Origin of the sequence: Streptomyces sp. NPDC088730 (genome assembly GCF_044751215.1) — a bacterium.
In the GTDB taxonomy this organism is placed as follows: Bacteria; Actinomycetota; Actinomycetes; order Streptomycetales; family Streptomycetaceae; genus Streptomyces.
Genome location: NZ_JBIVLK010000001.1, coordinates 1,069,228 through 1,092,775 on the forward strand (window position 1 = coordinate 1,069,228; position 23,548 = coordinate 1,092,775).

The window sequence follows — 23,548 nt, forward strand, 5'->3', positions numbered from 1 at the left end:
CCGCGTCAGGGGCGGCGACCGACAAACGAGACGGGCGCGCCGACCGTGCGGGCGAGACTCTCGGGAAGGCGCTACGTGAGTCCCAACGGCTCCGACCGCTCGTCGCGGCGCCCGATGCGGCGGAAGCTGCCGCAGGTGCTGACTGCGGGCCTGATCCTGGCGACCGCAACCGGTTGCACATACAAGGATTTCCCCCGCCTCGGTATGCCTACTCCGGTGACGGAAGAGGCCCCACGGATCCTTTCCCTCTGGCAGGGCTCGTGGGCGGCAGCGCTCGCCACGGGTCTCCTGGTCTGGGGCCTGATCCTGTGGAGCGTCATCTTCCACCGGCGCAGCCGCACCAAGGTGGAGGTTCCTCCGCAGACCCGGTACAACATGCCGATCGAGGCGTTGTACACCGTGGTCCCTCTGATCATCGTCTCGGTGTTGTTCTACTTCACCGCGCGCGACGAATCGAAGATCCTCGAACTCTCCCCGAAGCCGGCGCACACGGTCAACGTGGTCGGCTACCAGTGGAGCTGGGGCTTCAACTACATCGAGAACGTGGACGGCTCCGCCGCCACGGGCAACGAGGTCCCCAAGGAGCTCGACGCCATCCCGGACCGGTTCCGCAAGGACTTCCCCAAGGGTGCTGACGGCGTCTACGACGTCGGTGTCCCGGGAACCCGGAATCCGCAGAACGGCAACCCCGGTCCGACCCTGTGGCTGGCCAAGGGTGAGAAGGTCCGCTTCATCCTGACTTCGCGTGACGTCATCCACTCCTTCTGGGTGGTGCCGTTCCTGATGAAGCAGGACGTTATTCCGGGCCACACCAACTCCTTCGAGGTGACTCCCAACCAGGAGGGCACCTTCATGGGCAAGTGCGCCGAGCTCTGTGGCGCCGACCACTCCCGCATGCTCTTCAACGTCAAGGTCGTCTCCCCGGAGCGCTATCAGGCGCACCTCAAGGAACTGGCGAAGAAGGGCAACACGGGCTACGTGCCGGCCGGCATCGAGCAGACTGACCCGGCCAGGAATGCGGAGACGAACAAACTGTGAGCATCCTCAACGAACCTCAGGGTGCCGCGGCAGCAGACGACTCGTACGAGGACGAGCTGCCGGTCCGGCGCAAGCAGCCGGGAAACGTCGTCATCAAGTGGATGACCACCACTGACCACAAGACGATCGGCACGATGTACCTGGTCACATCGTTCGCCTTCTTCTGCATCGGCGGTCTGCTCGCGCTCTTCATGCGCGCCGAGCTGGCCCGTCCGGGTACGCAGATCATGTCGAACGAGCAGTTCAACCAGGCGTTCACGATGCACGGCACGATCATGCTGCTGATGTTCGCGACGCCGCTGTTCGCCGGGTTCGCGAACTGGATCATGCCGCTGCAGATCGGTGCGCCCGACGTGGCGTTCCCGCGGCTGAACATGTTCGCGTACTGGCTCTACCTCTTCGGCTCGATCATCGCGGTGGCCGGCTTCCTCACCCCGCAGGGTGCCGCCGACTTCGGCTGGTTCGCCTACTCCCCGCTTTCGGACGCGGTCCGCTCGCCGGGCGTCGGCGCCGATATGTGGATCATGGGTCTGGCCTTCTCCGGATTCGGCACGATCCTCGGTTCGGTCAACTTCATCACCACGATCATCTGCATGCGCGCACCCGGCATGACGATGTTCCGCATGCCGATCTTCGTCTGGAACGTCCTGCTGACCGGTGTCCTGGTCCTGCTGGCCTTCCCGGTCCTCGCCGCGGCGCTCTTCGCGCTGGAGGCGGACCGAAAATTCGGGGCGCATGTATTCGACGCGGCCAATGGCGGCGCATTGCTATGGCAACACCTGTTCTGGTTCTTCGGGCATCCAGAGGTGTACATCATCGCTTTGCCCTTCTTCGGGATCGTCTCCGAAGTGATCCCGGTGTTCAGCCGAAAGCCGATGTTCGGATACATCGGCCTGATCGGCGCGACGATCGCCATCGCGGGTCTGTCCGTGACCGTGTGGGCCCACCACATGTACGTCACCGGCGGGGTACTGCTGCCGTTCTTCTCGTTCATGACGTTCCTCATCGCGGTACCGACCGGGGTGAAGTTCTTCAACTGGATCGGCACGATGTGGAAGGGCTCGCTGTCCTTCGAGACACCGATGCTCTGGGCCGTCGGCTTCCTGATCACCTTCGCCTTCGGTGGTCTGACCGGCGTCATCCTCGCGTCGCCCCCGATGGACTTCCACGTCTCGGACTCGTACTTCGTGGTGGCGCACTTCCACTACGTGGTCTTCGGCACCGTGGTCTTCGCGATGTTCTCCGGATTCCACTTCTGGTGGCCGAAGTTCACCGGCAAGATGCTGGACGAGCGGCTCGGCAAGATCACCTTCTGGACGCTGTTCGTGGGCTTCCACGGCACGTTCCTGGTGCAGCACTGGCTGGGCGCCGAGGGCATGCCGCGCCGCTACGCGGACTACCTCGCGGCGGACGGCTTCACCGCGCTGAACACGATCTCCACGATCTGCTCGTTCCTGCTCGGACTGTCGATCCTGCCGTTCTTCTACAACGTCTGGAAGACGGCCAAGTACGGCAAGAAGATCGAGGTCGACGACCCGTGGGGCTACGGCCGCTCGCTGGAGTGGGCGACCTCCTGCCCGCCGCCCCGGCACAACTTCATCACCCTTCCGCGGATCCGTTCCGAATCCCCGGCGTTCGACCTGCACCACCCGGAAATCACGGCGCTCGAACAGCTTGAGCACCACTCCGAGGGTGACAAGGCCCTCGCCGGCGGCAAGGAGGCTGGCAAGTGAAGATCCAGGGCAAGCTGTTCATCTGGCTATCGGTCTTCATCCTCGCCATGGCCATCACGTACGGCGTGTGGTCCAAGGAGCCGGCCGGCACGACCGCGCTCGTCCTCGCCTTCGGCCTGAGCGTCATGATCGGCTTCTACCTGGCCTTCACGGCCCGGCGGGTCGACGCGCTCGCGCAGGACAACAAGGAAGCCGATGTGGCGGACGAGGCCGGCGACGTGGGGTTCTTCTCCCCGCACAGCTGGCAGCCGCTCTCGCTGGCGGTCGGTGGCGCACTCGCCTTCATGGGAGTCGTCTTCGGCTGGTGGCTGCTCTACTTCTCGCTCCCGGTGATCATGGTCGGTCTGTTCGGCTGGGTCTTCGAGTACTACCGCGGCGAGAACCGCACCCAGTGACACCGCTCCACCCGTGACACCGCTCCACCTGACGGGGGGCCCGCACTTCCACGAGAAGTGCGGGCCCCCCGTTTGCAGTCACCCCGCGCGCTGAAACGGATGAATCTTCTTAGCGTGGGTTCATGAGCCACACGCCGCGCATCCGTCCCGTAGTGAGCTGCACTCTGCTGGTCGTGACCCTGGTCGCAGGGATGACCGCCTGTGGGGAGTCCGACGGCCATCCGCTGGCGGCCACGCCGTACGACGCCGCCGACGAGATCTCCTCCAACACGCCCGACGGCGGTGAGAAGGTCGACCCGGACAAGCCCCTCGAAGTCAGCGTGGACGGCGACGACGGCCGGATCACCGACGTGACGGCCGTGGACGGCGAAGGACGCCATCTGGCGGGCGAACTCGACGCCGACGGACACCGCTGGCACTCCACCGCCCCGCTCGCCGCGGGCACGCGGTACACCGTCAAGGTCAGCATGGAGAACGACGAAGGCGCCCCAGGGAGCCGCACGCTGTCTTTCGCGACCGCCGCCGCCAAGAGGTTCCTGAAGGTCACCTTCGGCCCTCAGGCGGGCACCTACGGCGTCGGACAGCCCGTTACGGCGCAACTCAGCGCCCCGGTCGCCGACAGGGCCGCCCGCGCCACCGTCGAACGCGCCCTGAAGGTGCGCTCCACGCCCGCCGTGACCGGCTCCTGGTACTGGGTCGACGACAAGACGCTGCACTACCGGCCGAAGGACTACTGGCCGGCCAAGGCCTCCATCGAGGTCAGCAGCGATCTGACCGGCATCAAGGTGGCCAAGGCGCTGTACGGGGCGCCCACGAAAGCGTTGAAGATCACTACCGGCGACCGGATCGAGGCCATCACCGACGCCTCCGAGCACTCCATGACGGTCAAGCGCAACGGAGAAGTGATCAACACCATCCCGGTGACCACGGGCAAGCCCGGCTTCTCCACCCGCAACGGCGTCAAGGTCGTGCTGGGCAAGGAGTACTACGTACGTATGCGCGGGGAGACCATCGGCATCGCGGAGGGCTCCAGCGACTCGTACGACCTGCCGGTCTACTACGCGACCCGGGTCACCTGGAGCGGCGAGTACGTGCACGCGGCCCCCTGGTCCACCGGCTCGCAGGGCATCGCGAACGTCAGCCACGGCTGCACCGGGATGAGCACCAGCGAGGCGGAGTGGTTCTACAACACCGTGCGCGAGGGCGACCTGGTCAGCGTCGTGGGCAGCGAGGGCGAGACCATGACGCCGTTCGACAACGGCTACGGCGACTGGAACCTGTCCTGGGCGAAATGGCAGAAGGGCAGCGCGCTGCAGAACGACACGCCCGACCGGGTCGACCCGGTTCAGGCGGCCCGACTGCGCCCCGCGGTCTGACCGGGGAGTGCGCCGCCCCTCTGGAGGAGACCTGGCGGAGGACGGGTCCTCAGGCGCCCACGGAGAGCCTGCTGCGCAGCAGGGCGGCCAGGGCGTCAGCGAACCCGACCGGCTCGACCGGCAGGGTCACCGCGGCGTCCGCGCGGCTCCAGGTGGCCAGCCAGGCGTCCTGCGGGCGCCCGATGAGCAGCAGCACCGGCGGGCAGCGGAAGACCTCGTCCTTGATCTGGCGGCAGACGCCCATGCCGCCGGCCGGGGCGGTCTCACCGTCCAACACGCAGACGTCGACGCCTCCCTGCTCCAGAGCGTCCAGGACGGCGGGCAGGGTGGCGCACTCCAGGAACTCCACCGGTGGCACGTCCGCCGCGGGCCTGCGCCCTGCCGCCAGCCTCACCTGCTCACGGGTGTGTGCGTTGTCGCTGTAGACCAGGACCGTGGCGGTCGGCTGCATTGTTCCTCCGTGACATCCGTGTCTTCGGGGCCGTCGGGGCCCTCGGTGCGCGAGGGCTGTCCGATGCGCGGATCGTACTCCGCCCGACGCCCTGTCAGCACTGCCCGGGACAGCGGATCCATGGGCCGTTCGGGGAGGACACACCCCTCTGACACACCGAACGGCACCCCCCGGAGTGAGGGCGGGATAAGCGACCGACATAATGTCGGTCGTGGCGACAGCAACGACAGTAGAAACCGGGCACGCGCACCCGTCGGTCAATCGGCCGAACCTCACCAGCGTCGGAACCATCATCTGGTTGAGTTCCGAGCTGATGTTCTTCGCGGCCCTCTTCGCGATGTACTTCACCCTGCGATCGGTGACCGGACCAGATCACTGGAAGGAAATGGCGTCGTCCCTGAACGTTCCGTTCTCGGCGACGAACACCACCATCCTGGTGCTCTCATCACTCACCTGCCAGCTCGGCGTCTTCGCCGCGGAGCGGGGCGATGTGAAGAAGCTCCGCGCCTGGTTCGTGATCACGTTCGTGATGGGTGCGATCTTCATCGGAGGCCAGATCTTCGAGTACACCGAGCTGGTGAAGAAGGACGGCCTCTCGCTGTCCTCGGATCCGTACGGCTCGGTGTTCTACCTGACCACTGGCTTCCATGGTCTGCATGTGACAGGCGGTCTCATCGCCTTCCTGTTCGTTCTGGGCAGGACATACGCAGCCAAGAGGTTCACCCATGAACAGGCGACCGCTGCCATCGTCGTGTCCTATTACTGGCACTTCGTCGATGTTGTGTGGATCGGCCTCTTTGCCACGATCTACTTGATCAAGTAACCGGGCCAGAGCCCGAACCACATCCAGCATCGACGCAGAAGATCCTGACACCGGGGTAATCCGTGAAAAAGCTCTCCGCACGACGACGCCATCCGTTGGCGGCGGTCGTCGTACTACTCCTCGCGCTGGCGGCTACTGGGGGGCTGTACGCCGCGTTTGCGCCCGCGAGTAAGGCGCAGGCCGACGAAACCGCCCAGTCCCTCGCCATCGACGAGGGCAAGAAGCTGTACTCCGTCGGTTGCGCCAGCTGCCACGGAACCGGCGGTGAGGGAACCACCGACGGGCCCCAGCTTGTCGGCGTGGGCTCCGCCGCCGTGGACTTCCAGGTCGGTACCGGCCGTATGCCCGCGCAGCAGCCGGGTGCCCAGGTACCGAAGAAGAAGGTCATCTACACCCAGGCCGAGATCGACCAGCTCGCGGCGTACGTCGCGTCGCTCGGCGCCGGCCCGATCGTCCCGACCAAGAGCCAGGTCAGCCCTGAGGGCGCGGACGTGGCCAAGGGCGGCGACCTGTTCCGTACCAACTGCGCTCAGTGCCACAACTTCACCGGTGAGGGTGGTGCCCTGACGAAGGGCAAGTCCGCTCCCAACCTTGAGGGCGTGGACCCGAAGCACATGTACGAGGCCATGCAGACCGGTCCTCAGAGCATGCCGTCCTTCCCCGACACGACGATGCCCAATCAGCAGAAGAAGGACATCATCGCGTACATCCAGACCGTGAACAGCGCGCAGGCGGAGAGCCCCGGTGGCCTCAAGCTGGGCGGCCTCGGTCCGGTCAGCGAGGGTCTGTTCGGCTGGATCTTCGGGCTCGGCGCGCTGATCGCAGTTGCCATCTGGGTCGCGGCCCACACCGCTAAGGCCAAGAAGTCATGAGTAGCCAAGAGATTCCAGAAGAGAACCTGCCCGCAGAGCAGGTCCCCGCGCACGGCGCGGTAGAGGGCGCGGGCGATCCGTTCGCGGACCCGGGGCTGCCGGCCCACCAGCCGCGCATCCAGGACATCGACGAACGGGCCGCGGACCGGTCCGAGCGCGTGGTCGCGTTCTTGTTCACGCTGTCCATGCTGGCGACGGTCGGCTTCATCGCCTCCTACGTCATCTTCCCGGTCGACAAGATCGTCTACATCTTCCCGTTCGGTCACGTGAGCGCGCTCAACTTCTCCCTGGGGCTGACCCTGGGCGTGGCGCTCTTCGCGATCGGCGCGGGAGCCGTCCACTGGGCGCGCACCCTGATGTCGGACGTGGAGGTCGCCGACGAGCGGCACGCGATCGCGGCCGAGCCCGAGGTCAAGGCGAAGGTCCTGGCGGACTTCGCGGCCGGTGCCGAGGAGTCCGCGTTCGGACGGCGCAAGCTGATCCGCAACACCATGTTCGGCGCGCTGGCCCTGGTGCCGCTCGCCGGTGTGGTGCTGCTGCGCGACCTAGGTCCGCTGCCGGAGAAGAAGCTCCGCTCGACCCTGTGGGCCAAGGGCAAGCAGCTCATCAACATGAACACGAATGAGCCGCTCCGCCCCGAGGACGTCGCGGTGGGTTCGCTCACCTTCGCCATGCCCGAGGGCCTGGAGGAGGACGCACACGACTTCCAGACGCAGATCGCCAAGGCTGCGCTGATGATCATTCGCATCGAGCCGTCCAACATCAAGGACAAGCGCGAGCGCGAGTGGGCCCACGAGGGCATCGTGGCCTTCTCGAAGATCTGCACCCACGTCGGCTGCCCGATCAGCCTGTACGAGCAGCAGACGCACCACGTGCTCTGCCCGTGCCACCAGTCAACCTTCGACCTCTCCGACGGCGCCCGCGTCATCTTCGGTCCGGCCGGTCACGCCCTCCCGCAGCTGCGGATCGGCGTGAACAGCGAGGGCAACCTCGAGGCGCTCGGTGACTTCGAAGAGCCCGTCGGTCCTGCATTCTGGGAGCGCGGATGAGTACTGCGACCGATACGAAGCGCAAGGCGCCCGCCGGTGAGAAGATGGCCGACTGGGCGGACGGCCGGCTCGGGATCTACTCCCTGGCCAAGGCCAACATGCGCAAGATCTTCCCGGACCACTGGTCCTTCATGCTCGGTGAGATCTGCCTCTACAGCTTCATCATCATCATCCTCACGGGTGTGTACCTGACGCTGTTCTTCCACCCGAGCATGGCCGAGACCGTCTACCACGGCCCGTACGAGCCCATGCAGGGCATCCGGATGTCGGAGGCCTACGCCTCGACGCTGAACATCAGCTTCGACGTCCGCGGTGGTCTGCTGGTCCGGCAGATCCACCACTGGGCCGCGCTGATCTTCCTGGCCGGCATGTTCGTGCACATGATGCGCGTGTTCTTCACGGGCGCGTTCCGCAAGCCGCGTGAGATCAACTGGCTGTTCGGCTTCCTGCTGTTCGTGCTCGGTATGTTCACCGGCTTCACCGGCTACTCGCTCCCGGACGACCTGCTCTCGGGTACGGGTGTCCGCTTCACCCAGGGCGCGATCCTGTCGATGCCGATCGTCGGCACCTACATCTCGATGTTCCTGTTCGGCGGGGAGTTCCCGGGCGGCGACTTCGTCGCGCGGTTCTACTCGGTGCACATCCTGCTGCTGCCGGGCATCATGCTCGGGCTTCTGGTGGGCCACCTCATCCTGGTCTTCTACCACAAGCACACGCAGTTCGCGGGCCCCGGCCGGACGAACAAGAACGTCGTCGGCATGCCGCTGCTGCCGGTGTACATGGCCAAGGCCGGAGGCTTCTTCTTCCTGGTCTTCGGTGTCATCGCCGTCATCGCGGGCATCGCCTCGATCAACCCGATCTGGGCCATCGGCCCGTACCGCCCGGACCAGGTGTCCACCGGCGCCCAGCCCGACTGGTACATGGGCTTCGCCGAGGGTCTGGTCCGCGTGATGCCGGGCTGGGAGATCAACCTCTGGGGTCATACGCTCGTGCTGGGCGTGCTCATCCCACTGGTGCTCTTCGGGCTCATCCTGGGCGCGATCGCGATGTACCCGTTCATCGAGTCCTGGGTCACCGGGGACAAGCGCGAGCACCACATCCTGGACCGCCCGCGCAACGCCCCGACCCGTACGGCCTTCGGCGTCGCGTGGATCACGGTGTACTTCATCGGTCTGGTGGGCGGCGGTAACGACCTCTGGGCGACGCACTTCCACCTGTCGCTGAACTCCATCTCGTGGTTCGTCCGGATCTTCTTCTTCGTCGGACCGGTCCTCGCGTTCATCGCGACCAAGCGGATCTGCCTCGGCCTCCAGCGCCGGGACAAGGAGAAGGTGCTGCACGGGCGCGAGTCCGGGCTCATCAAGCGCCTGCCGCACGGTGAGTTCGTCGAGGTCCACGAGCCGCTGTCGCAGGGGCAGCTGCACACCCTCACCGCGCACGAGCAGTACGCGCCGGTCGAACTCGGCCCGCTGGTCGACGAGAACGGCGTGAAGCGCAAGGTGTCGCCGATCGAGAAGACGCGGGCCAGGCTCAGCAAGAGCTTCTACGGCGAGCACAGCCAGATCGCCAAGGCGTCCCCCGAGGAGTACAAGGAGATCACCGAGGGCCACGGCCACCACTGATCACCTGAACTGATCGCCACAGCGGGAGCCCCGCCCATCCATACGATGGACGGGGCTCTTCGCTGTCTCCGGCGCTCGATAGGGTGGACGCATCCCTTTACCGGCTGTGGACCCCAGGAGCGGACCATGAACGTTGTGACCCCGGTCGGCGGCGACAGCGTGGCGGCTCGTACCTGGCCCGGCGTGCTGACCCCGCTGATGCGCGGCGAGGACCTGAGCGCGGACGACACCGCGTGGGCGATGGACCGCATCATGAGCGGCGAGGCGACCGACGTGCAGATCGCCGGCTTCGCGGTGGCCCTGCGCGCCAAGGGCGAGACGGTCGGGGAGGTCACCGGTCTGGTCCGTGCGATGTACGAGCACGCCACCACGATCCACGTGCCCGGCCGCACGGTCGACATCGTCGGCACCGGCGGCGACATGGCCAAGACGGTCAACATCTCCACCATGTCCGCGATCGTCCTGGCCGGGGCGGGCGCCAAGGTCGTCAAGCACGGCAACCGCGCCTCCTCCTCGGCCAGCGGCTCCTCCGACGTACTGGGCGTGCTCGGCGTCAACCTGGATCTGCCCCCGCAGCGCGTCGTCGAGGTGGCGGAGGAGGCGGGCATCACCTTCTGCTTCGCGGTGAAGTTCCACCCCGCCCTGCGGTACGCGGCGAAGGCGCGGGCGGAGCTCGGCGCGCCGACCACCTTCAACATCCTGGGCCCGCTCACCAACCCGGCCCAGGTGCGCTCCCAGGCCATCGGCGTGGCCGACCCGCGGATGGCGCCCATCGTCGCGGGCGTCCTCGCGGAGCGGGGCAACTCCGCGCTGGTCTTCCGCGGCGACGACGGACTGGACGAGCTGACCACCACCGCGACCTCCCGGGTCTGGGTGGCCCGCGACGGCGTCGTGCGCGAGCAGGCCTTCGACCCGCGCGACGTCGGCCTGGACCTGGTGCCGGTCGAGGCGCTGCGCGGCGCCGACGCCTCGTACAACGCCGACGTGGCCCGCCGGCTGCTGGCCGGTGAGACGGGGCCCGTACGGGACGCCGTCCTGCTCAACGCTGCGGCGGCGCTGGTCGCGCTGGACCCGGGGGAGGGCACGCTCGAAGAGCAGCTCACCGCCGGTATGGCGAAGGCCGCCGAGTCCATCGACTCCGGGTCCGCGGGGCGCGTGCTGGAGAGATGGGTCAAGACCAGCAACGCCTGAACCACCGAGCAGCGAAGCGGGGCGCAGTCCAGATCATGGACTGCGCCTTGCGCGTCCGGGCACGTATGGCAAGATGCTGGGCAGGTCATGAGTGACAGCGACTACGGCCCCGGCCCGCTGTCCGGCAACCCTCCGTCCGTGGCGGGGTGCCCCGGGTGAAGACCAGGCCGTAGGCAGCGAGGTCTGCGGCAAGCGCGGACCCCTCGACATCGTGAGATGTCCACCCGTGGGGTCCTGGTCCTCAGGGAGCCTCTGTGAGCAAGCGAATGCGATAGGGCTTTTCGGCCCTCCTCCGCACACCCTTTTTCTCTTCTTCCGTGCTGCCGCGTATCCGCAGGCACGCGGAGTTCGCCTGCCTGTTACGGGAGTTCGTCATGTCTGTCTTCACCGCTGCCGCCGATCAGTCCATTTGTACCCCGCTGCCCGTCCTGGGCAAGGATGTGACGGTTCCGCTGGTGACCGGCGGTGAGGTCACGTACGCCGCGCTCGACTACGCCGCCAGCGCCCCGGCCCTGCAGCGGGTGTGGGACGACGTCGCCGCGTACGCGCCGTACTACGGCAGCGTCCACCGGGGTGCCGGCTACCTCTCGCAGCTCTCCACGGACCTCTTCGAGTCCAGCCGGGTGACCGTCGCGGAGTTCCTCGGCTGCCGCGAGGGCGACCAGGTGATCTTCACCCGTTCGACGACCGACTCGCTCAACCTGCTGGCCGCCGCGGTGCCCGCCGACTGCGAGGTGTTCGTCTTCGAGACCGAGCACCACGCGTCCCTGCTGCCCTGGCGCGATGCCCGGGTGACCTACCTGAACGCCCCGCGCACCCCTGACCAGGCCGTCGCCACCCTGGAGCGCGCCCTCGCCGACCGCGACCCCCAGCTCCGTTCGAGCAGCGGAGGCCCCGTTGGCCCCGCGCTGGTCTGCGTCACCGGGGCCTCCAACGTCACCGGCGAGCTGTGGCCGGTCAAGGAGCTCGCCGCCGCCGCGCACGCCCACGGCGCCCGTATCGTGCTGGACGCCGCCCAGCTCGCCCCGCACCACCCCGTGAACATCGCCGAGCTGGACGTCGACTGGGTCGCCTTCTCCGGCCACAAGCTCTACGCGCCCTTCGGCTCCGGTGTGCTGGCCGGCCGCTCCGACTGGCTGTGCGACGCCGAGCCCTACCTGGCCGGCGGCGGCGCCTCCCGCAAGGTCGCCCGGCGCACCGACGGCGGGGTGGACGTCGAGTGGCACACCACCGCCGCCCGCCACGAAGCCGGTTCGCCCAACGTCATCGGCGTCTACTCCATCGCCTCCGCCTGCAAGGCGCTCACCGAGGCCGGGTTCGACAGCCTGGTCGCCCGCGAGCAGCAGCTCGTCTCGGAGGTCCGGGCCGGACTGGCCGAGGTGCCCGAGGTCAAGGTGCTCTCGCTCTTCGGTGACGACGCCCCCCGCGTCGGCGTCATCTCGTTCGTGGTGGAGGGCTGGAACAGCTCGCACTTCGCCGCGGCCCTCTCCGCCGAGTACGGCATCGGGGTGCGCGACGGCCTGTTCTGCGCCCACCCGCTGGTGCGCACCCTGCTCGGCAGCGACCCGCAGGACGTCGGCGAGTGCGGCGCGCCGGAGGCCGAGCCGGGCGAGAAGTCGCTCAACGCGATCCGGGTCAGCTTCGGTGCCGGTACGCCGGACGAGCACATCGAGCGCTTCGTGCGGGCGGTCAAGGAGCTGGTGAGCGAGGGCGCCCAGTGGAAGTACCGCACCGAGGACGGCCGCTGCGTCCCGGACCGGGGCACCGCCCAGCACTGAGCCGCAACGCGTTCGGCCGGGTACGGAAAGCATTCCGTACCCGGCCGAACGCGTTTACGTGGTCAGCCGTCCAGGCCGATGGCGAAGGCCGCCTCCAGGTCGTGCTGCGAGTACGTACGGAACGCCACGTGGGTGTCGGTCGCCTCGACGCCGGGGATCTTGCTGATCCGGCCGGGGATGACATCGGCGAGATCGTCGTGCTTGGCCACCCGGACCATGGCGATCAGGTCGTACGTACCGGTGACCGAGAAGACCTCGCTGACACTGTCCAGCGCCGCGACGGCCTCGGCGATCTCGGGAATCCGGTCCACGCTGGTTTTGATGAGCACGATCGCGGTGATCACGGCTGGCTTTCTCCCTCGGTGGCCGTGGCTGGAGATCTCACTCTAGCGTTACCCCGGTAGCGCCCCCAGGCGTAGAGGAACCCGACGGCGAAGCCGACCACATGGGCGAGATAGGCCACGCCGGGACCGCTGCCCGCCCCCTCCGCGGCCAGCCACTGGAGCACGAACCAGAAGATCAGCACGATCCAGGCGGGGAAGCGCAGCGGGAGGAAGAGGAGGAACGGGAACACGCTGGTGACCCTGGCCCGGGGGAAGAGGTAGAGGAAGGCGCCCAGTACCGCCGAGATCGCCCCCGAAGCGCCGACGAGCGTCTGGTCCGAGGTGGCGTGCGCGGCCGCGTAGGCGAGCAGCGCGAGGTAGCCGCAGCCGAGGTAGAAGAACGCGAACTCGGTGTGGCCCATGCGCTCCTCGGCCATCGCTCCGAACACGTACAGGAACAGCATGTTGCCGAGCAGGTGCAGCCAGCTGCCGTGCACGAAGAGCGCGGTGAGCGGCGTGACCAGGGCGTGCGCGGAGCCGTCCCACAGCTCGCTCGGGATCACGCCCCAGCGCTCGAAGTACCCGGCCTGGGCCGACAGCAGGGCGTCCGCGCTGCCGTACACCGGGGCGAGCCCGGAGAGCGGGCTGATCGCGAAGACCACGCAGCACAGTGCGATGAGGGCGTAGGTGACCGGCGGCCCGCCCGAGGTGGCCGCCCGCAGGAGTCTGCCGGCCGCAGCCCGCCGATCGATCATGAACAGAGCATGACGCAAGCGCAGGGAACGGGACAGAGCGCCTCGCCGTGCCGGTGGTACGCGGTGAGGCCGTAGGGTTGCGACAGGACATCCGCAGTTCGACGGCGCACCGCGAAGATCCCTATGTGGCAGCACGAGGCCCGACGGAAGAGGACGCAACGATGACGACGGTTCCCCAGCCGACAGAGGCGACCCGCTGGCGCTGCACGCTCTGCGGAAACCTCACGCGATTCGACGTGACGCGCTCGTCCAAGGTCGTCGAATACGTCCATCTCGACCTGGCCGGGGAGTCGAGCGTCGAAGAACGCGAGGTGGTCAGTGAGACCATCGAGTCGGTGCGCTGCCGTTGGTGCAACGCGGTGGACCAGATCGAGCTAGTCGACAGGCCGGGTGCCGACTCCTGACGGGGCCGTGCGGACATACAGTTTGAGGTGACGGATGGTGGAGCAGCCCCCTGGCGGCGCCGCGTCGGCCGATGCGGCCGACGACGCCGTGGAGATGCTCGACCGCCCGCTGCCCGAAGGCGTACGGCGTCGGGTCGTCGCGCTGGTCTCGGACGCGTTCGGCGCGCTCACGGTCACCGAACTGCCCGCTCAGCTCCGACAGTACGCCCGTTTCACGCCGACCAGGCGTGCCAAGTTCGCCGGGAACGCGATGGCGGCCGCCCTGGCGGGCGACGCCACCTTCCGGCGGCGCATCGGTGAACGGCTGCGGGAGGTCCAGCCGGAGCTGAGCGCCGCCCTGGAGGCGGGCTCGCCGCCCGCCGCCGCCGACCCCGTGGACGTCGCCGCCGCGGCCTACGTGCTGCGCCCGGACGGCTGGGTGAAGCTCCTCGCCGCCGCGGGCGAGGAGGCCCAGCGCGCCGACGCGGAGCGGGCGGACGACGAGAGCCGGCGCGAACTGGAACGGCTCCGCGAGGAGCTGGCCCAGGCCCGCGCGCAGACGAAGAGCGAGACCGAACGGCTCCGCGGCGACCTCGACGCGGCCCGCAAGGAGGCCGAGTCGCTCCAGCGCAAACTGCGCAGCGCGGCCAACGAGGTGAAGCGCGCGGAGGCCGCGCTGCGCCGGGGCAGGGCCGAGAGCGACGCCGTGCGTGCGGAGGCGGCCGTCCAGGTGTCCGCGGCGGAGAGCGAGACCCGCAGGCTGCGGGCCCGGCTCGGTGAGGCGGAGGCGTCCGTCGAGGCGGGGCGCAGGGCCGCCCGCGAGGGGCGCTCGGTCGAGGACATGCGGCTGCGGCTGCTGCTGGACACGGTGCTCGAAGCGGCCGGCGGGCTGCGGCGCGAACTGGCGCTGCCGCCCTCCTCGATGCGCCCGGCGGACACGGTGGACGCGGTCGAGCCCGGCCGGATGTCTCCCAAGGACGTTGCCGCCAGAGCCCTTTCCGACACCGATCCGGCGCTGCTGGACCAACTGCTGGCGCTGCCGCAGGCGCACCTCATCGTGGACGGTTACAACGTCACCAAGACGGGCTACCCGCAGCTGCCGCTGGAGAAGCAGCGACTGCGGCTGCTGGGCGGTCTGTCGATGCTCGCGGCCCAGACGGGCGCGGAGATGACCTGCGTCTTCGACGGGGCGGAGCTGGCCGCTCCGGTGCTGCTCGCACCGCCCCGCGGTGTGCGGGTGCTGTTCAGCAGGGCGGGCGTCACCGCGGACGAGCTGATCCGTCAGCTCGCGCGTGCCGAACCGTCGGGACGGCCCGTCGTGGTGGTCTCCACCGACCGCGAGGTGGCCGACGGGGTGGCGAAGGCGGGAGCCAGACCCGTCGCGTCCGTCTTGCTCCTGAAGCGGCTTTCACGTGTTTGACGAATATTGTCAGGCTTGTTGACGGGTGCCGTAAATTACGGAACGGGCCGTCAATTCGCCGCTACACGCAGTGTGGTGTGGGTAAAGAAGTACCCGGTGTGACGAGATTTTTCCCGCGAGGATTTGAACTGATCACAGGATGGTCACTATGGTCGGGCCTCGAACCTTCGCACGGTTGATCACCCACCCGGGGTGGCAGTGAAGGAACCGCCGAGTCCGTGATCCACACGGAGCCGGGGATGACGTCCCCCACAGCCCGGTAGGCGGCTCACGGAAGAAGGAGCTCGCCTTCGTGGCGTCCCACCGCCGTCCCAAGAACCCGAGCCGCGCCCGTGTGACCGTGCTCACCGCGACCGCCGCCGCGGCCGTGGCCCTCACCTCCCAGGCCGCTCACGCCGACCCCAAGCCGACCAAGAGCGAGGTCAAGGCGAAGGTCGACAAGCTCTACCACGAGGCGGAGGCGGCCACCGAGCAGTACAGCGGGGCCAAGGAGAAGCAGGAGAAGCTCGAAAAGCAGGTCGGCGCGCTTCAGGACAAGGTGGCCCGCGGTCAGGAGGAGCTCAACACGCTCCGCTCCGGACTCGGCTCGCTCGCCGCCGCGCAGTACCGCTCGGGCGGCATCGACCCCTCGGTGCAGCTCTTCCTCGCCTCCGACCCGGACAGCTTCCTCGACCAGGCCTCCTCGCTGGACCAGTTGACGGCCAAGCAGACCGAGGCGCTGACGAAGATCCAGGAGAAGCAGCGGTCCCTCGCGCAGGAGCGCAAGGAGGCCCAGGACAAGCTGGACGACCTCGCGGACGTCCGCAAGACGCTCGGTGAGAAGAAGAAGCAGCAGCAGGGCAAGCTCGCCGAGGCCCAGAAGGTGCTCAACACCCTGACCGCCGCCGAGCGCGCGAAGATGCGCGAGGACGACCTGCGCGCCAGCCGCTCCGCCGGTGACCGGGTCGACCTGGGCAGCGAGGTCCCCGCCTCCGCCCTTGGCGGCGCGGCCCTCCAGGCCGCCTCCACCCAGGTGGGCAAGCCGTACGTGTCCGGCGGCACCGGCCCCAGCTCGTTCGACTGCTCCGGCCTGACCCAGTGGGCCTACCACCAGGCCGGTGCCGAGATCACCCGCACCACGTACACCCAGATCAACCAGGGCACCCAGATCGGCCGCAGCCAGCTGAAGCCGGGCGACCTGGTCTTCTTCAGCAACACCTCGCACGTGGCCCTCTACGCGGGCAACAACACCGTGCTGCACGCCCCGAAGCCGGGCGCCGTGGTCCGCTACGAGTCGATGAACACCGTCGGCGCCTACCAGACCGCCGTACGCATCTGATCACGCCCGAACGGGCGAATTCCCGCGCCCCGCACTGACTGCCCGCCCCGCCGGAGACCACAGGTCACCGGCGGGGCGCCGCTGTTTGGGACCCCGCCCCGCCCGGCGCGGTCTTTGTCCGCTCCGTGATCGTCCGACTACTGTCTGGCTGCCGCGCGGCTCCAGGTGTCGGTCCGCCCACCAGGGCGGCAGGAGCTGCGCACATCTGCGTACAGCGGAAGGGAGTGCGGCGTCCTGTGGTGTCCCATCGCCGTTCCACACAGCCCGGCCCGAGCCGGAGCGTCCGGGCCACTGTCCTGTCGGCCGCGGCGGCGACCGCCGCCGCGACGCTCGGCGCGGCCACCGCCAACGCCGAACCGCAGGACACCCCGCAGACCGCCGGGTCCCGGGCCGACCGCCTCTACGCCGAGGCCGAGCACGCCACCGAGCAGTACAACAAGACCGGTGAGGACGTCCGGCGGCTGCGCGGTGAGGTGAGCCGGGCGCAGGACCGGGCGGCCCGGGACCAGGAACGTGTCAACGGGATGCGCGGGGCGCTCGGTTCGGCGGCCCGCGCCCAGTACCGGTCCGGCGGCATCGACCCCTCGCTCGCCCTGCTGCTCTCCTCCGACCCGGACAACTACCTCGACCGGGCCGCCGTGCTGGGCCGGGTGAACGACAGCCGGGCGTCCGCCCTGGCCGAACTCCGCAGGGCCCAGCGGTCGCTGGCGCAGACCCGGGCGGAGGCCGCCCGTTCCCTCGCCGGCCTGGAGCGCGACCGCGCCGCCCTCGGCCGCCACAAGCGGACCGTCGTCCGCAAGCTCGCCGAGGCCAGGCGGCTGCTCGGAACGCTGCGCGGTGCCGAGCGGGCCGCCTTCGACCGGGCCTCGCGCACCGGCCGGGACACCGCGAACGGGACGGTGGCCGGACTCCCGGCGGGCTCCGCGCGGGCGGCGGCCGCCGTCACGGCCGTCCAGCGGGCGCTGGGCCGCCCGTACGTCTGGGGCGCGAGCGGCCCCGCCGGATTCGACTGCTCCGGTCTGATGCAGTGGGCGTACGCGCAGGCCGGGGTCGGCCTGCCCCGCACCTCGCAGGCCCAGCGGTACGCGGGACACCAGGTGCCGCTCTCCGAAGCCCGCCCCGGTGACCTGGTCGCCTACCGCGCGGACGCGAGCCATATCGGGATGTACGTGGGAAACGGCCAGGTCATCCACGCCCCGTACCCCGGCGCCCCGGTCCGCTACGACCCGGTCGGCATGATGCCCGTCTCCTCAGTGACCCGGGTCTGACCGTACTCTCGGTCATGTGGCTGATCAGGGGCGTACCGCGGAACCGGCCCGCGGCGGACGACGGCGCGCGGCGGGCGCCGTGCTCGCCGCCCTGCTGTGCGCCGCCGCCTGCTCGGCCCCGGCCAAGGGCCTCCCGGACACCGCGGCCGCCGACATCCGCGCCACCCTGGACCGCAGGGCCGCCGCGGTCATGCACCACGACGCGGACGCCTACGTCTCGGTCGTCGCGCGGGACGCCACCGACCTGCGGGCCGCGCAGCGCAAGGAGCTCGGCCACCTCGCGGACATGCCGATCGGCTCCTGGACGTACCGGCTGACGGACATCTCGCCGCACGGCGCGGACCGGGCCACCGCCGACGTCCGGCTCGGCTACCGGATCAAGGGCTACGACAGCGCGCCGGTCTCGGTGGACCGGGTCCTCGACCTCGAACGGGACGAGGCGGACGGCCGCTGGTACCTCACCGCGGACCGCCCCGCGCAGGGCGGCGGCCGGCAGCTCTGGCAGCAGGGCGACGTCGAGGTGGTGCGCGGCGAGCACAGCCTGGTGCTGGGCGTCGGCCGCCCCCGCGAGGAGCTGACCGGGATCGCGGACACCGCGGACCGGGCGGTGCCCGCCGTCTCCGGGGCCTGGCCGGAGAAGTGGGCCGGGCGGGTGGTGGTGCTGGTCCCGGACACCGTGCAGGACATGGGCGAGCTGCTCGGCTCACCCGCCGCGAACTACCGGGGCATAGCGGCCGTCACCACCGGCGAGACCGGCGGCTCGAAAACGGCGCCCGCCGACCGGGTCATCGTCAACCCGCAGGCGTACGCGCTGCTCGGCGGCTTCGGGCAGCGCGTCGTCCTCACCCACGAGACCACCCACGTGGCCACCCGCACCCGCACCTCGTCCGCCACCCCCACCTGGCTCTCCGAGGGCTTCGCGGACTGGGCCGCCTACCGGGACGGGGAGCGCACCGCCGCCGAGGTCGCGCCCGAGCTGGCGGACGCCGTCCGGAGCGGCGAGCCGCCCGCCGCCCTGCCCACCGACGGCGACTTCGGCTTCACCGAGGACCCGGACCGGCTGGCGAGGGCGTACGAGGGCGGCTGGCTGGCCTGCGAGCTCATCGCGGAGCGCTGGGGCGAGGAGAAGCTGTTCGCCTTCTACCGGGCCGTCGGAGGGCACTCAGGACGGGACGGGGCGGTGGAGCAGGCCCTGCACGAGGTGCTCGGCACCACTCCGCAGGACTTCACGGCGCGCTGGCGGGAGTACGTGCGCGACCGGCTGGGCTGACCTCGGGGGCCGGCCCCGTCACCGTGTCCCGCCACAGCCGCCCGCCCGCGATCAGCGTCGCGGCGACCAGCAGCCCGTTGCGGACGAACATCAGGAGCACGCCCGTCGCGTCGCTCGTCACCACATGGACGAACCCGAGCGGGAACTCCAGCTGAGTGACGCCCGTCGCCACCAGCACCAGACAGGCGGGCAGCGCCATCCGGCTCTCCCGGAAGACCAGGCAGACCGCCGCCAGACCGACCAGCCACAGCATGTACTGCGGGCTGATCACCCGGCTCGTGGTGGTGAACAGCAGTACCGCGGTGAACGCCGCGTCCGCCGGCGTACTCACCCCGAACGTGCGCGCCTTCAGCCGCCACACCAGCAGCCAGCCGAACGCCAGCACGCTCAGCCCCAGCGCGAGCGTGCTCACCAGCGGCACGTGCGGGCCCAGGAACTCCAGCGAGCCGTAGTGCAGCTCCACCCGGCCCTGCCAGCCGAACTGCCGCGCCACGTGGAAGACCAGCGCCCCCAGCGACTCGACCTCGGTGCCCCGGTCGCGCTGGAAACCGAGGAAGGCCAGCGCGCCGGGCGCCGCCACCGCGCACACCACCAGCAGCACCACCGCCACCCCGGCCGCCGTCGCCCACGCCAGCCGCGTCTGCCGCCCCCGGGCTGTACCGGCCAGCACCAGCGCCGGCCACACCTTCAGGAGCGCGCCGAACGCCGCCAGCGCCCCCAGCACCTTCGGATGCCGCACCCCGGCCAGCAGCGCCGCCACCGCGACGGCCGTCACCATCACGTCGTACCGGGCGTACGCGGTCGTCCCCAGCAGCGGCACGCCTGCCACCCACACCCACGCCCCGGCCGTCCGCCGGGCCGCGCCCCGGCCCGCGTACAGCAGCAGACCGAGCACCAGCGCGTCGCAGAGGAACGCCAGGACGAAGAAGGCCGAGGCGTAGTCCAGGAACGGCAGCAGGGCGGGGGAGAGGATCGCCAGCGCCGCGACCGGCGGGTACTGCCAGGTGACGTCGGACCGCGGGTAGCTGCCCGAGCGCAGCACGTCGGACCAGCCGTGGTAGATCACCGACACGTCGCTCGTCACATCGGGGCCCGGCAGCGTGATCACCTTGATGACGCAGAGCAGCAGCAGAGCCCTGGTGAGGGCCCACACCACGAAGGCCGGTCGTGCGCTGCTCGAACCCGTCATGTCCCGCCCTCATCCGTTCCGTCGGCCGTACGACAGGACATGATGCCCGCCCCGTCCGTGCGGGAGCCACGAGGCGGGGCCGCCCGGTACTGTCGGCGGCGATGGACAAGACCCTGATCGTGACCAACGACTTCCCGCCCCGCCCCGGTGGCATCCAGGCGTTCCTGCACAACATGGCGCTCCGGCTGGACCCGGACCGGATCGTCGTCTACGCCTCCACCTGGAAGCGCGGCCCCGAGGGCGCCGCGGCCACCGCCGCCTTCGACGCGGAGCAGCCCTTCACCGTGGTCCGCGACCGCACGACGATGCTGCTGCCGACCCCGAGGGCGACCCGGCGCGCCGTCCAGCTGCTGCGCACCCACGGCTGCTCGTCCGTCTGGTTCGGCGCCGCCGCCCCGCTGGGGCTGATGGCACCCGCGCTGCGCCGGGCCGGTGCCCGCCGGCTGGTCGCCACCACGCACGGGCACGAGGCCGGCTGGGCCCAGCTGCCCGCCTCCCGGCAGCTGCTGCGGCGGATCGGCGAGGGCACCGACACGATCACCTACCTCGGCGAGTACACCCGCTCCCGGATCGCCGCCGCGCTCACCCCGGCTGCCGCGGAGCGCATGGTCCAGCTGCCGCCCGGCGTGGACGAGAAGACCTTCCACCCGGAGTCGGGCGGCGATCTGGTCCGGGCCCGGCTCGGGCTCACGGACCGGCCGGTCGTCGTCTGCGTGTCCCGGCTGGTGCCCCGCAAGGGCCAGGACACCCTGATTCTCGCGATGCCCGCGATCCTGGCCGAGGTGCCCGACGCCGTGCTGCTGATCGTCGGCGGCGGGCCGTACGAGACGGAGCTGAGGAAGCTGGCGGCGGAGACCGGGGTGCGGGACTCGGTGCGGTTCACCGGCCCGGTGCCCTGGGCGGAGCTGCCCGCGCACTACGGGGCCGGTGACGTCTTCGCGATGCCCTGCCGCACCCGGCGCGGCGGGCTCGACGTGGAGGGCCTCGGCATCGTCTACCTGGAGGCCTCCGCGACCGGGCTGCCGGTGGTGGCGGGCGACTCGGGCGGCGCCCCCGACGCGGTGCTCGACGGCGAGACCGGCTGGGTGGTGCGCGGCGGCTCCGCGCAGGAGTCGGCGCAGCGGATCGTCGCGCTGCTCGGTGACGCGGAGCTGCGCCGGCGGATGGGGGAGCGGGGCCGGGCCTGGGTCGAGGAGAAGTGGCGCTGGGACCTGCTGGCGGAGAGACTCAGGGCGCTGCTCTGAGCCCGGGTACGCGGAAGGGGCCCCGGCGCACCGGGGCCCCTTCCGCATACGTCCGGATCAGGCGCGGTAGATCGACTCGACCTCGTCCGCGAAGTCCTTCGCCACCACATTGCGCTTCAGCTTCAGCGAGGGCGTGATGTGACCCGCCTCCTCGGTGAACTGGGCGGCCAGGATGCGGAACTTCCGTACGGACTCGGCCTTGGACACCGCGGCGTTGCCGTCGTCGACCGCCCGCTGCACCTCGGCCAGCAGCTCCGGGTCCTCGCGCAGCGACAGGGCCGTCGAGCCGACGGGCTTGCCGTGCTCCTGGGCCCAGTGCCCGAGGAACTCCTCGTCCAGCGTCACCAGCGCGCCCACGAACGGGCGTCCGTCGCCGACCACCATGCACTCCGCCACCAGGGCGTGCCCGCGGATGCGGTCCTCGATGACGGCGGGCGCGACGTTCTTGCCGCCGGCCGTCACGATGATCTCCTTCTTGCGGCCGGTGATCGCGAGGTAGCCGTCCTCGTCGAGGGTGCCGATGTCGCCGGTGTGGAACCAGCCGTCGGCCAGCGCCTCCGCCGTCGCCGTCTCGTTGTTCCAGTAGCCGGAGAACAGGTGCTCGCCGTGGAGCAGTACCTCGCCGTCGTCCGCGATCCGCACGACGGAGCCGGGCAGCGGCTGGCCGACCGTGCCGATCTTCTGGCGGTCCCACGGGTTGAAGGCGGTGGCCGCGCACGTCTCGGTGAGGCCGTAGCCCTCCAGGACGGTGAAGCCGATGCCCCGGTAGAAGTGCCCGAGCCGCTCACCGAGCGGGGCGCCGCCGGAGATCGCGTACTCGCCGCGTCCGCCGAGCACGGCCCGCAGCTTGCTGTAGACCAGCCGGTCGAACACCTTGTGCTTGAACTTCAGGCCCATGGGCGGGCCCTGCGGGGTGCCCAGCGCGCGGCTGTAGGCGATCGCCGTGTTCGCGGCCCTGTCGAAGATCTTGCCCTTGCCGTCGGCCTGGGCCTTGGCGCGCGCCGAGTTGTAGACCTTCTCGAAGACCCGCGGCACCCCGAGGATCAGGGTCGGCCGGAACGCGGCCAGCTCATCGGTGAGGTTCTTGATGTCCGGTACGCAGCCGAGCTTGATCGGTGCCATCACGGCGGCGACCTCGACCAGCCGTCCGAAGACGTGCGCGGCCGGCAGGAACAGCAGCACCGAGCACTCGCCGGTACGGAAGAGGGGCTTGAGCCGTTCCACCACGTTGCCGCACTCCGCGAAGAAGCTGCGGTGCGTCAGCGCGCAGCCCTTGGGGCGGCCGGTGGTGCCGGAGGTGTAGACGATGGTGGCCGGGTCGTCGGCCTTGGCGCTCGTCATCCGCAGGTCGAGGACCTCGTCCGAGACCTCCGCCCCGCCGAGCGCCGACATCCGGGGGATCGTGTCGTCGTCGATTCGCCAGATGCCCTTCAGCCGGGGCAGTCCCTCCTGGACCGAGACGACGGACGCCTGGTGCGCCTCGGACTCCACGACGCACAGGGTGGCGCCGGAGTCGCCCAGGATCCACTGGATCTGCTCGGCGGAGCTGGTCTCGTACACCGGCACGGTGACCGCGCCCGCGCTCCAGATCGCGAAGTCGACCAGTACCCACTCGTAACGGGTGCGGGAGAGCAGGGCGACCCGGTCGCCGGGTTCGACACCGGCGGCGATCAGCCCCTTGGCGACGGCTCTGACCTCGGCCAGGAACTCGGTCGCGGTGACGTCCGTCCAGACGCCCGCCACTTTGCGGCTCATCACCGCGACATCGGGATGCTGAGCGGCATTGCGGCGGATGAGATCCGTCAGGTTGCCGTCCGAGGGGACCTCGTACAGGGCCGGAAGGCTGAACTCGCGCAAGACTGCTGCTCCTCATCGGGCTCCGGTGCCACGGCTCTGTGTGACGCACCGGATGCGGTCCAAGATGGCGGGTGCTCAGTGGGGTGAGCACGACTGGACTGCCCGGACGTTACCCACCAGTACTCGGTTCCGGATAGGGGGTTCCGGCCAGATGTCTTACGCGTCACACATATCGGCCGGGCTTTCGCGCACA

General features: G+C 69.8%; 21 protein-coding genes and 1 riboswitch. Of the genes, 16 read left to right on the forward strand and 5 right to left on the reverse strand.

The genetic code is table 11. The annotated features are described in order from the left end of the window. Positions 1-75 precede the first annotated feature (75 nt). The 4 genes from coxB to ACIP89_RS04795 all read left to right on the forward strand — a co-directional run bounded on the left by coxB (position 76) and on the right by ACIP89_RS04795 (position 4,542). On the forward strand, positions 76-1,038 hold the full coding sequence (gene coxB, locus ACIP89_RS04780) for a cytochrome c oxidase subunit II (protein WP_401922775.1): 963 nt from the start codon (positions 76-78) through the stop codon (positions 1,036-1,038). Then, on the forward strand, positions 1,035-2,771 hold the full coding sequence (ctaD, locus tag ACIP89_RS04785) for a cytochrome c oxidase subunit I (protein ID WP_073735590.1): 1,737 nt from the start codon (positions 1,035-1,037) through the stop codon (positions 2,769-2,771). The genes coxB and ctaD overlap by 4 nt, the downstream gene beginning before the upstream one ends. Then, entirely contained in the window at positions 2,768-3,166 is a 399-nt protein-coding gene (locus ACIP89_RS04790) for a cytochrome c oxidase subunit 4 (RefSeq protein ID WP_390090300.1), read from the forward strand. Before ctaD ends, ACIP89_RS04790 begins: the two co-directional genes overlap by 4 nt. Before the next feature lie 122 nt (positions 3,167-3,288). Continuing rightward, a complete protein-coding gene (locus ACIP89_RS04795; protein WP_402113010.1) occupies positions 3,289-4,542 on the forward strand; it encodes an Ig-like domain-containing protein in 1,254 nt (417 codons plus the stop codon). A 49-nt stretch (positions 4,543-4,591) separates the two neighbouring features. Here the strand turns inward: ACIP89_RS04795 and ACIP89_RS04800 are convergent, their stop codons facing one another. After that, positions 4,592-4,993 carry a hypothetical protein gene (locus ACIP89_RS04800; RefSeq protein ID WP_401922781.1) on the reverse strand — a complete coding sequence of 134 codons (402 nt, stop codon included), beginning with the start codon at positions 4,991-4,993 and terminating at the stop codon, positions 4,592-4,594. A gap of 202 nt (positions 4,994-5,195) precedes the next feature. On the opposite strand from ACIP89_RS04800, the gene ACIP89_RS04805 reads away from it, so the two are divergent. From ACIP89_RS04805 to ACIP89_RS04830, 6 genes are all read left to right on the forward strand, one after another. After that, positions 5,196-5,816 (forward strand): heme-copper oxidase subunit III, encoded by a 621-nt coding sequence (locus ACIP89_RS04805; RefSeq protein ID WP_024494183.1) that lies wholly within the window; start codon positions 5,196-5,198, stop codon positions 5,814-5,816. A gap of 62 nt (positions 5,817-5,878) precedes the next feature. Further along, the gene (locus ACIP89_RS04810) at positions 5,879-6,688 is read left to right on the forward strand and encodes a c-type cytochrome (RefSeq protein ID WP_401922784.1); all 810 of its coding nucleotides are present in this window, start codon (positions 5,879-5,881) and stop codon (positions 6,686-6,688) included. Continuing rightward, positions 6,685-7,737, forward strand: coding sequence for a Rieske 2Fe-2S domain-containing protein (locus ACIP89_RS04815; protein ID WP_401922787.1), 1,053 nt, complete (start codon positions 6,685-6,687; stop codon positions 7,735-7,737). The genes ACIP89_RS04810 and ACIP89_RS04815 overlap by 4 nt, the downstream gene beginning before the upstream one ends. Continuing rightward, on the forward strand, positions 7,734-9,359 hold the full coding sequence (locus ACIP89_RS04820; RefSeq protein ID WP_401922789.1) for a cytochrome bc complex cytochrome b subunit: 1,626 nt from the start codon (positions 7,734-7,736) through the stop codon (positions 9,357-9,359). Before ACIP89_RS04815 ends, ACIP89_RS04820 begins: the two co-directional genes overlap by 4 nt. 126 nt (positions 9,360-9,485) lie before the next feature. Then, complete coding sequence (gene trpD, locus ACIP89_RS04825) at positions 9,486-10,550, forward strand: anthranilate phosphoribosyltransferase (protein WP_401922792.1); 1,065 nt, start codon at positions 9,486-9,488, stop codon at positions 10,548-10,550. 83 nt (positions 10,551-10,633) lie between these two features. Beyond that, a riboswitch (SAM riboswitch) is annotated at positions 10,634-10,751 on the forward strand. Between the two features lie 173 nt (positions 10,752-10,924). Continuing rightward, positions 10,925-12,328, forward strand: a complete 1,404-nt coding sequence (locus tag ACIP89_RS04830; protein ID WP_402113013.1) for an aminotransferase class V-fold PLP-dependent enzyme — start codon at positions 10,925-10,927, stop codon at positions 12,326-12,328. Positions 12,329-12,390: 62 nt separating this feature from the next. Here the strand turns inward: ACIP89_RS04830 and ACIP89_RS04835 are convergent, their stop codons facing one another. Both ACIP89_RS04835 and ACIP89_RS04840 read right to left on the reverse strand, forming a co-directional pair. Beyond that, positions 12,391-12,672: an Lrp/AsnC family transcriptional regulator gene (locus ACIP89_RS04835; RefSeq protein WP_073735580.1), complete on the reverse strand. Its 282-nt coding sequence runs from the start codon at positions 12,670-12,672 to the stop codon at positions 12,391-12,393. Beyond that, positions 12,669-13,406 (reverse strand): rhomboid family intramembrane serine protease, encoded by a 738-nt coding sequence (locus ACIP89_RS04840; RefSeq protein WP_402113016.1) that lies wholly within the window; start codon positions 13,404-13,406, stop codon positions 12,669-12,671. The genes ACIP89_RS04835 and ACIP89_RS04840 overlap by 4 nt, the downstream gene beginning before the upstream one ends. A 161-nt stretch (positions 13,407-13,567) precedes the next feature. On the opposite strand from ACIP89_RS04840, the gene ACIP89_RS04845 reads away from it, so the two are divergent. From ACIP89_RS04845 to ACIP89_RS04865, 5 genes are all read left to right on the forward strand, one after another. Then, the gene (locus ACIP89_RS04845; protein ID WP_024494175.1) at positions 13,568-13,810 is read left to right on the forward strand and encodes a hypothetical protein; all 243 of its coding nucleotides are present in this window, start codon (positions 13,568-13,570) and stop codon (positions 13,808-13,810) included. A 34-nt stretch (positions 13,811-13,844) separates the two neighbouring features. Then, entirely contained in the window at positions 13,845-15,209 is a 1,365-nt protein-coding gene (locus ACIP89_RS04850) for an NYN domain-containing protein (RefSeq protein ID WP_401922800.1), read from the forward strand. A gap of 292 nt (positions 15,210-15,501) precedes the next feature. Beyond that, positions 15,502-16,527, forward strand: coding sequence for an NlpC/P60 family protein (locus ACIP89_RS04855; protein WP_401922802.1), 1,026 nt, complete (start codon positions 15,502-15,504; stop codon positions 16,525-16,527). A gap of 236 nt (positions 16,528-16,763) precedes the next feature. Next, positions 16,764-17,795: an NlpC/P60 family protein gene (locus tag ACIP89_RS04860; protein WP_402113018.1), complete on the forward strand. Its 1,032-nt coding sequence runs from the start codon at positions 16,764-16,766 to the stop codon at positions 17,793-17,795. 16 nt (positions 17,796-17,811) lie between these two features. Then, positions 17,812-19,065: a hypothetical protein gene (locus ACIP89_RS04865; RefSeq protein ID WP_402113021.1), complete on the forward strand. Its 1,254-nt coding sequence runs from the start codon at positions 17,812-17,814 to the stop codon at positions 19,063-19,065. Here ACIP89_RS04865 and ACIP89_RS04870 read toward each other — a convergent pair. Further along, on the reverse strand, positions 19,022-20,254 hold the full coding sequence (locus ACIP89_RS04870) for a glycosyltransferase 87 family protein (protein ID WP_401925423.1): 1,233 nt from the start codon (positions 20,252-20,254) through the stop codon (positions 19,022-19,024). The two genes, ACIP89_RS04865 and ACIP89_RS04870, sit on opposite strands and share 44 nt — an antisense overlap. Positions 20,255-20,355: 101 nt before the next feature. Here ACIP89_RS04870 and ACIP89_RS04875 point away from each other — a divergent pair, with 101 nt between their 5' ends. Continuing rightward, positions 20,356-21,498 carry a glycosyltransferase family 4 protein gene (locus ACIP89_RS04875; protein WP_402113023.1) on the forward strand — a complete coding sequence of 381 codons (1,143 nt, stop codon included), beginning with the start codon at positions 20,356-20,358 and terminating at the stop codon, positions 21,496-21,498. A 57-nt stretch (positions 21,499-21,555) separates the two neighbouring features. Here the strand turns inward: ACIP89_RS04875 and ACIP89_RS04880 are convergent, their stop codons facing one another. Continuing rightward, the gene (locus ACIP89_RS04880; RefSeq protein ID WP_401922814.1) at positions 21,556-23,355 is read right to left on the reverse strand and encodes an AMP-dependent synthetase/ligase; all 1,800 of its coding nucleotides are present in this window, start codon (positions 23,353-23,355) and stop codon (positions 21,556-21,558) included. Positions 23,356-23,548 lie beyond the last annotated feature (193 nt).

Coding starts and splice junctions, on each gene's coding strand:
- ACIP89_RS04845 (WP_024494175.1), top strand. CDS start 13,568: ATGACGACGGTTCCCCAGCCGACAGAGGCGACCCGCTGGCGCTGCACG.
- ACIP89_RS04805 (WP_024494183.1), top strand. CDS start 5,196: ATGTCGGTCGTGGCGACAGCAACGACAGTAGAAACCGGGCACGCGCAC.
- ACIP89_RS04815 (WP_401922787.1), top strand. CDS start 6,685: ATGAGTAGCCAAGAGATTCCAGAAGAGAACCTGCCCGCAGAGCAGGTC.
- ACIP89_RS04800 (WP_401922781.1), bottom strand. CDS start 4,993: ATGCAGCCGACCGCCACGGTCCTGGTCTACAGCGACAACGCACACACC.
- trpD (WP_401922792.1), top strand. CDS start 9,486: ATGAACGTTGTGACCCCGGTCGGCGGCGACAGCGTGGCGGCTCGTACC.
- ACIP89_RS04795 (WP_402113010.1), top strand. CDS start 3,289: ATGAGCCACACGCCGCGCATCCGTCCCGTAGTGAGCTGCACTCTGCTG.
- ACIP89_RS04850 (WP_401922800.1), top strand. CDS start 13,845: ATGGTGGAGCAGCCCCCTGGCGGCGCCGCGTCGGCCGATGCGGCCGAC.
- ACIP89_RS04875 (WP_402113023.1), top strand. CDS start 20,356: ATGGACAAGACCCTGATCGTGACCAACGACTTCCCGCCCCGCCCCGGT.
- ACIP89_RS04830 (WP_402113013.1), top strand. CDS start 10,925: ATGTCTGTCTTCACCGCTGCCGCCGATCAGTCCATTTGTACCCCGCTG.
- ACIP89_RS04870 (WP_401925423.1), bottom strand. CDS start 20,254: ATGACGGGTTCGAGCAGCGCACGACCGGCCTTCGTGGTGTGGGCCCTC.
- ACIP89_RS04820 (WP_401922789.1), top strand. CDS start 7,734: ATGAGTACTGCGACCGATACGAAGCGCAAGGCGCCCGCCGGTGAGAAG.
- ACIP89_RS04840 (WP_402113016.1), bottom strand. CDS start 13,406: ATGATCGATCGGCGGGCTGCGGCCGGCAGACTCCTGCGGGCGGCCACC.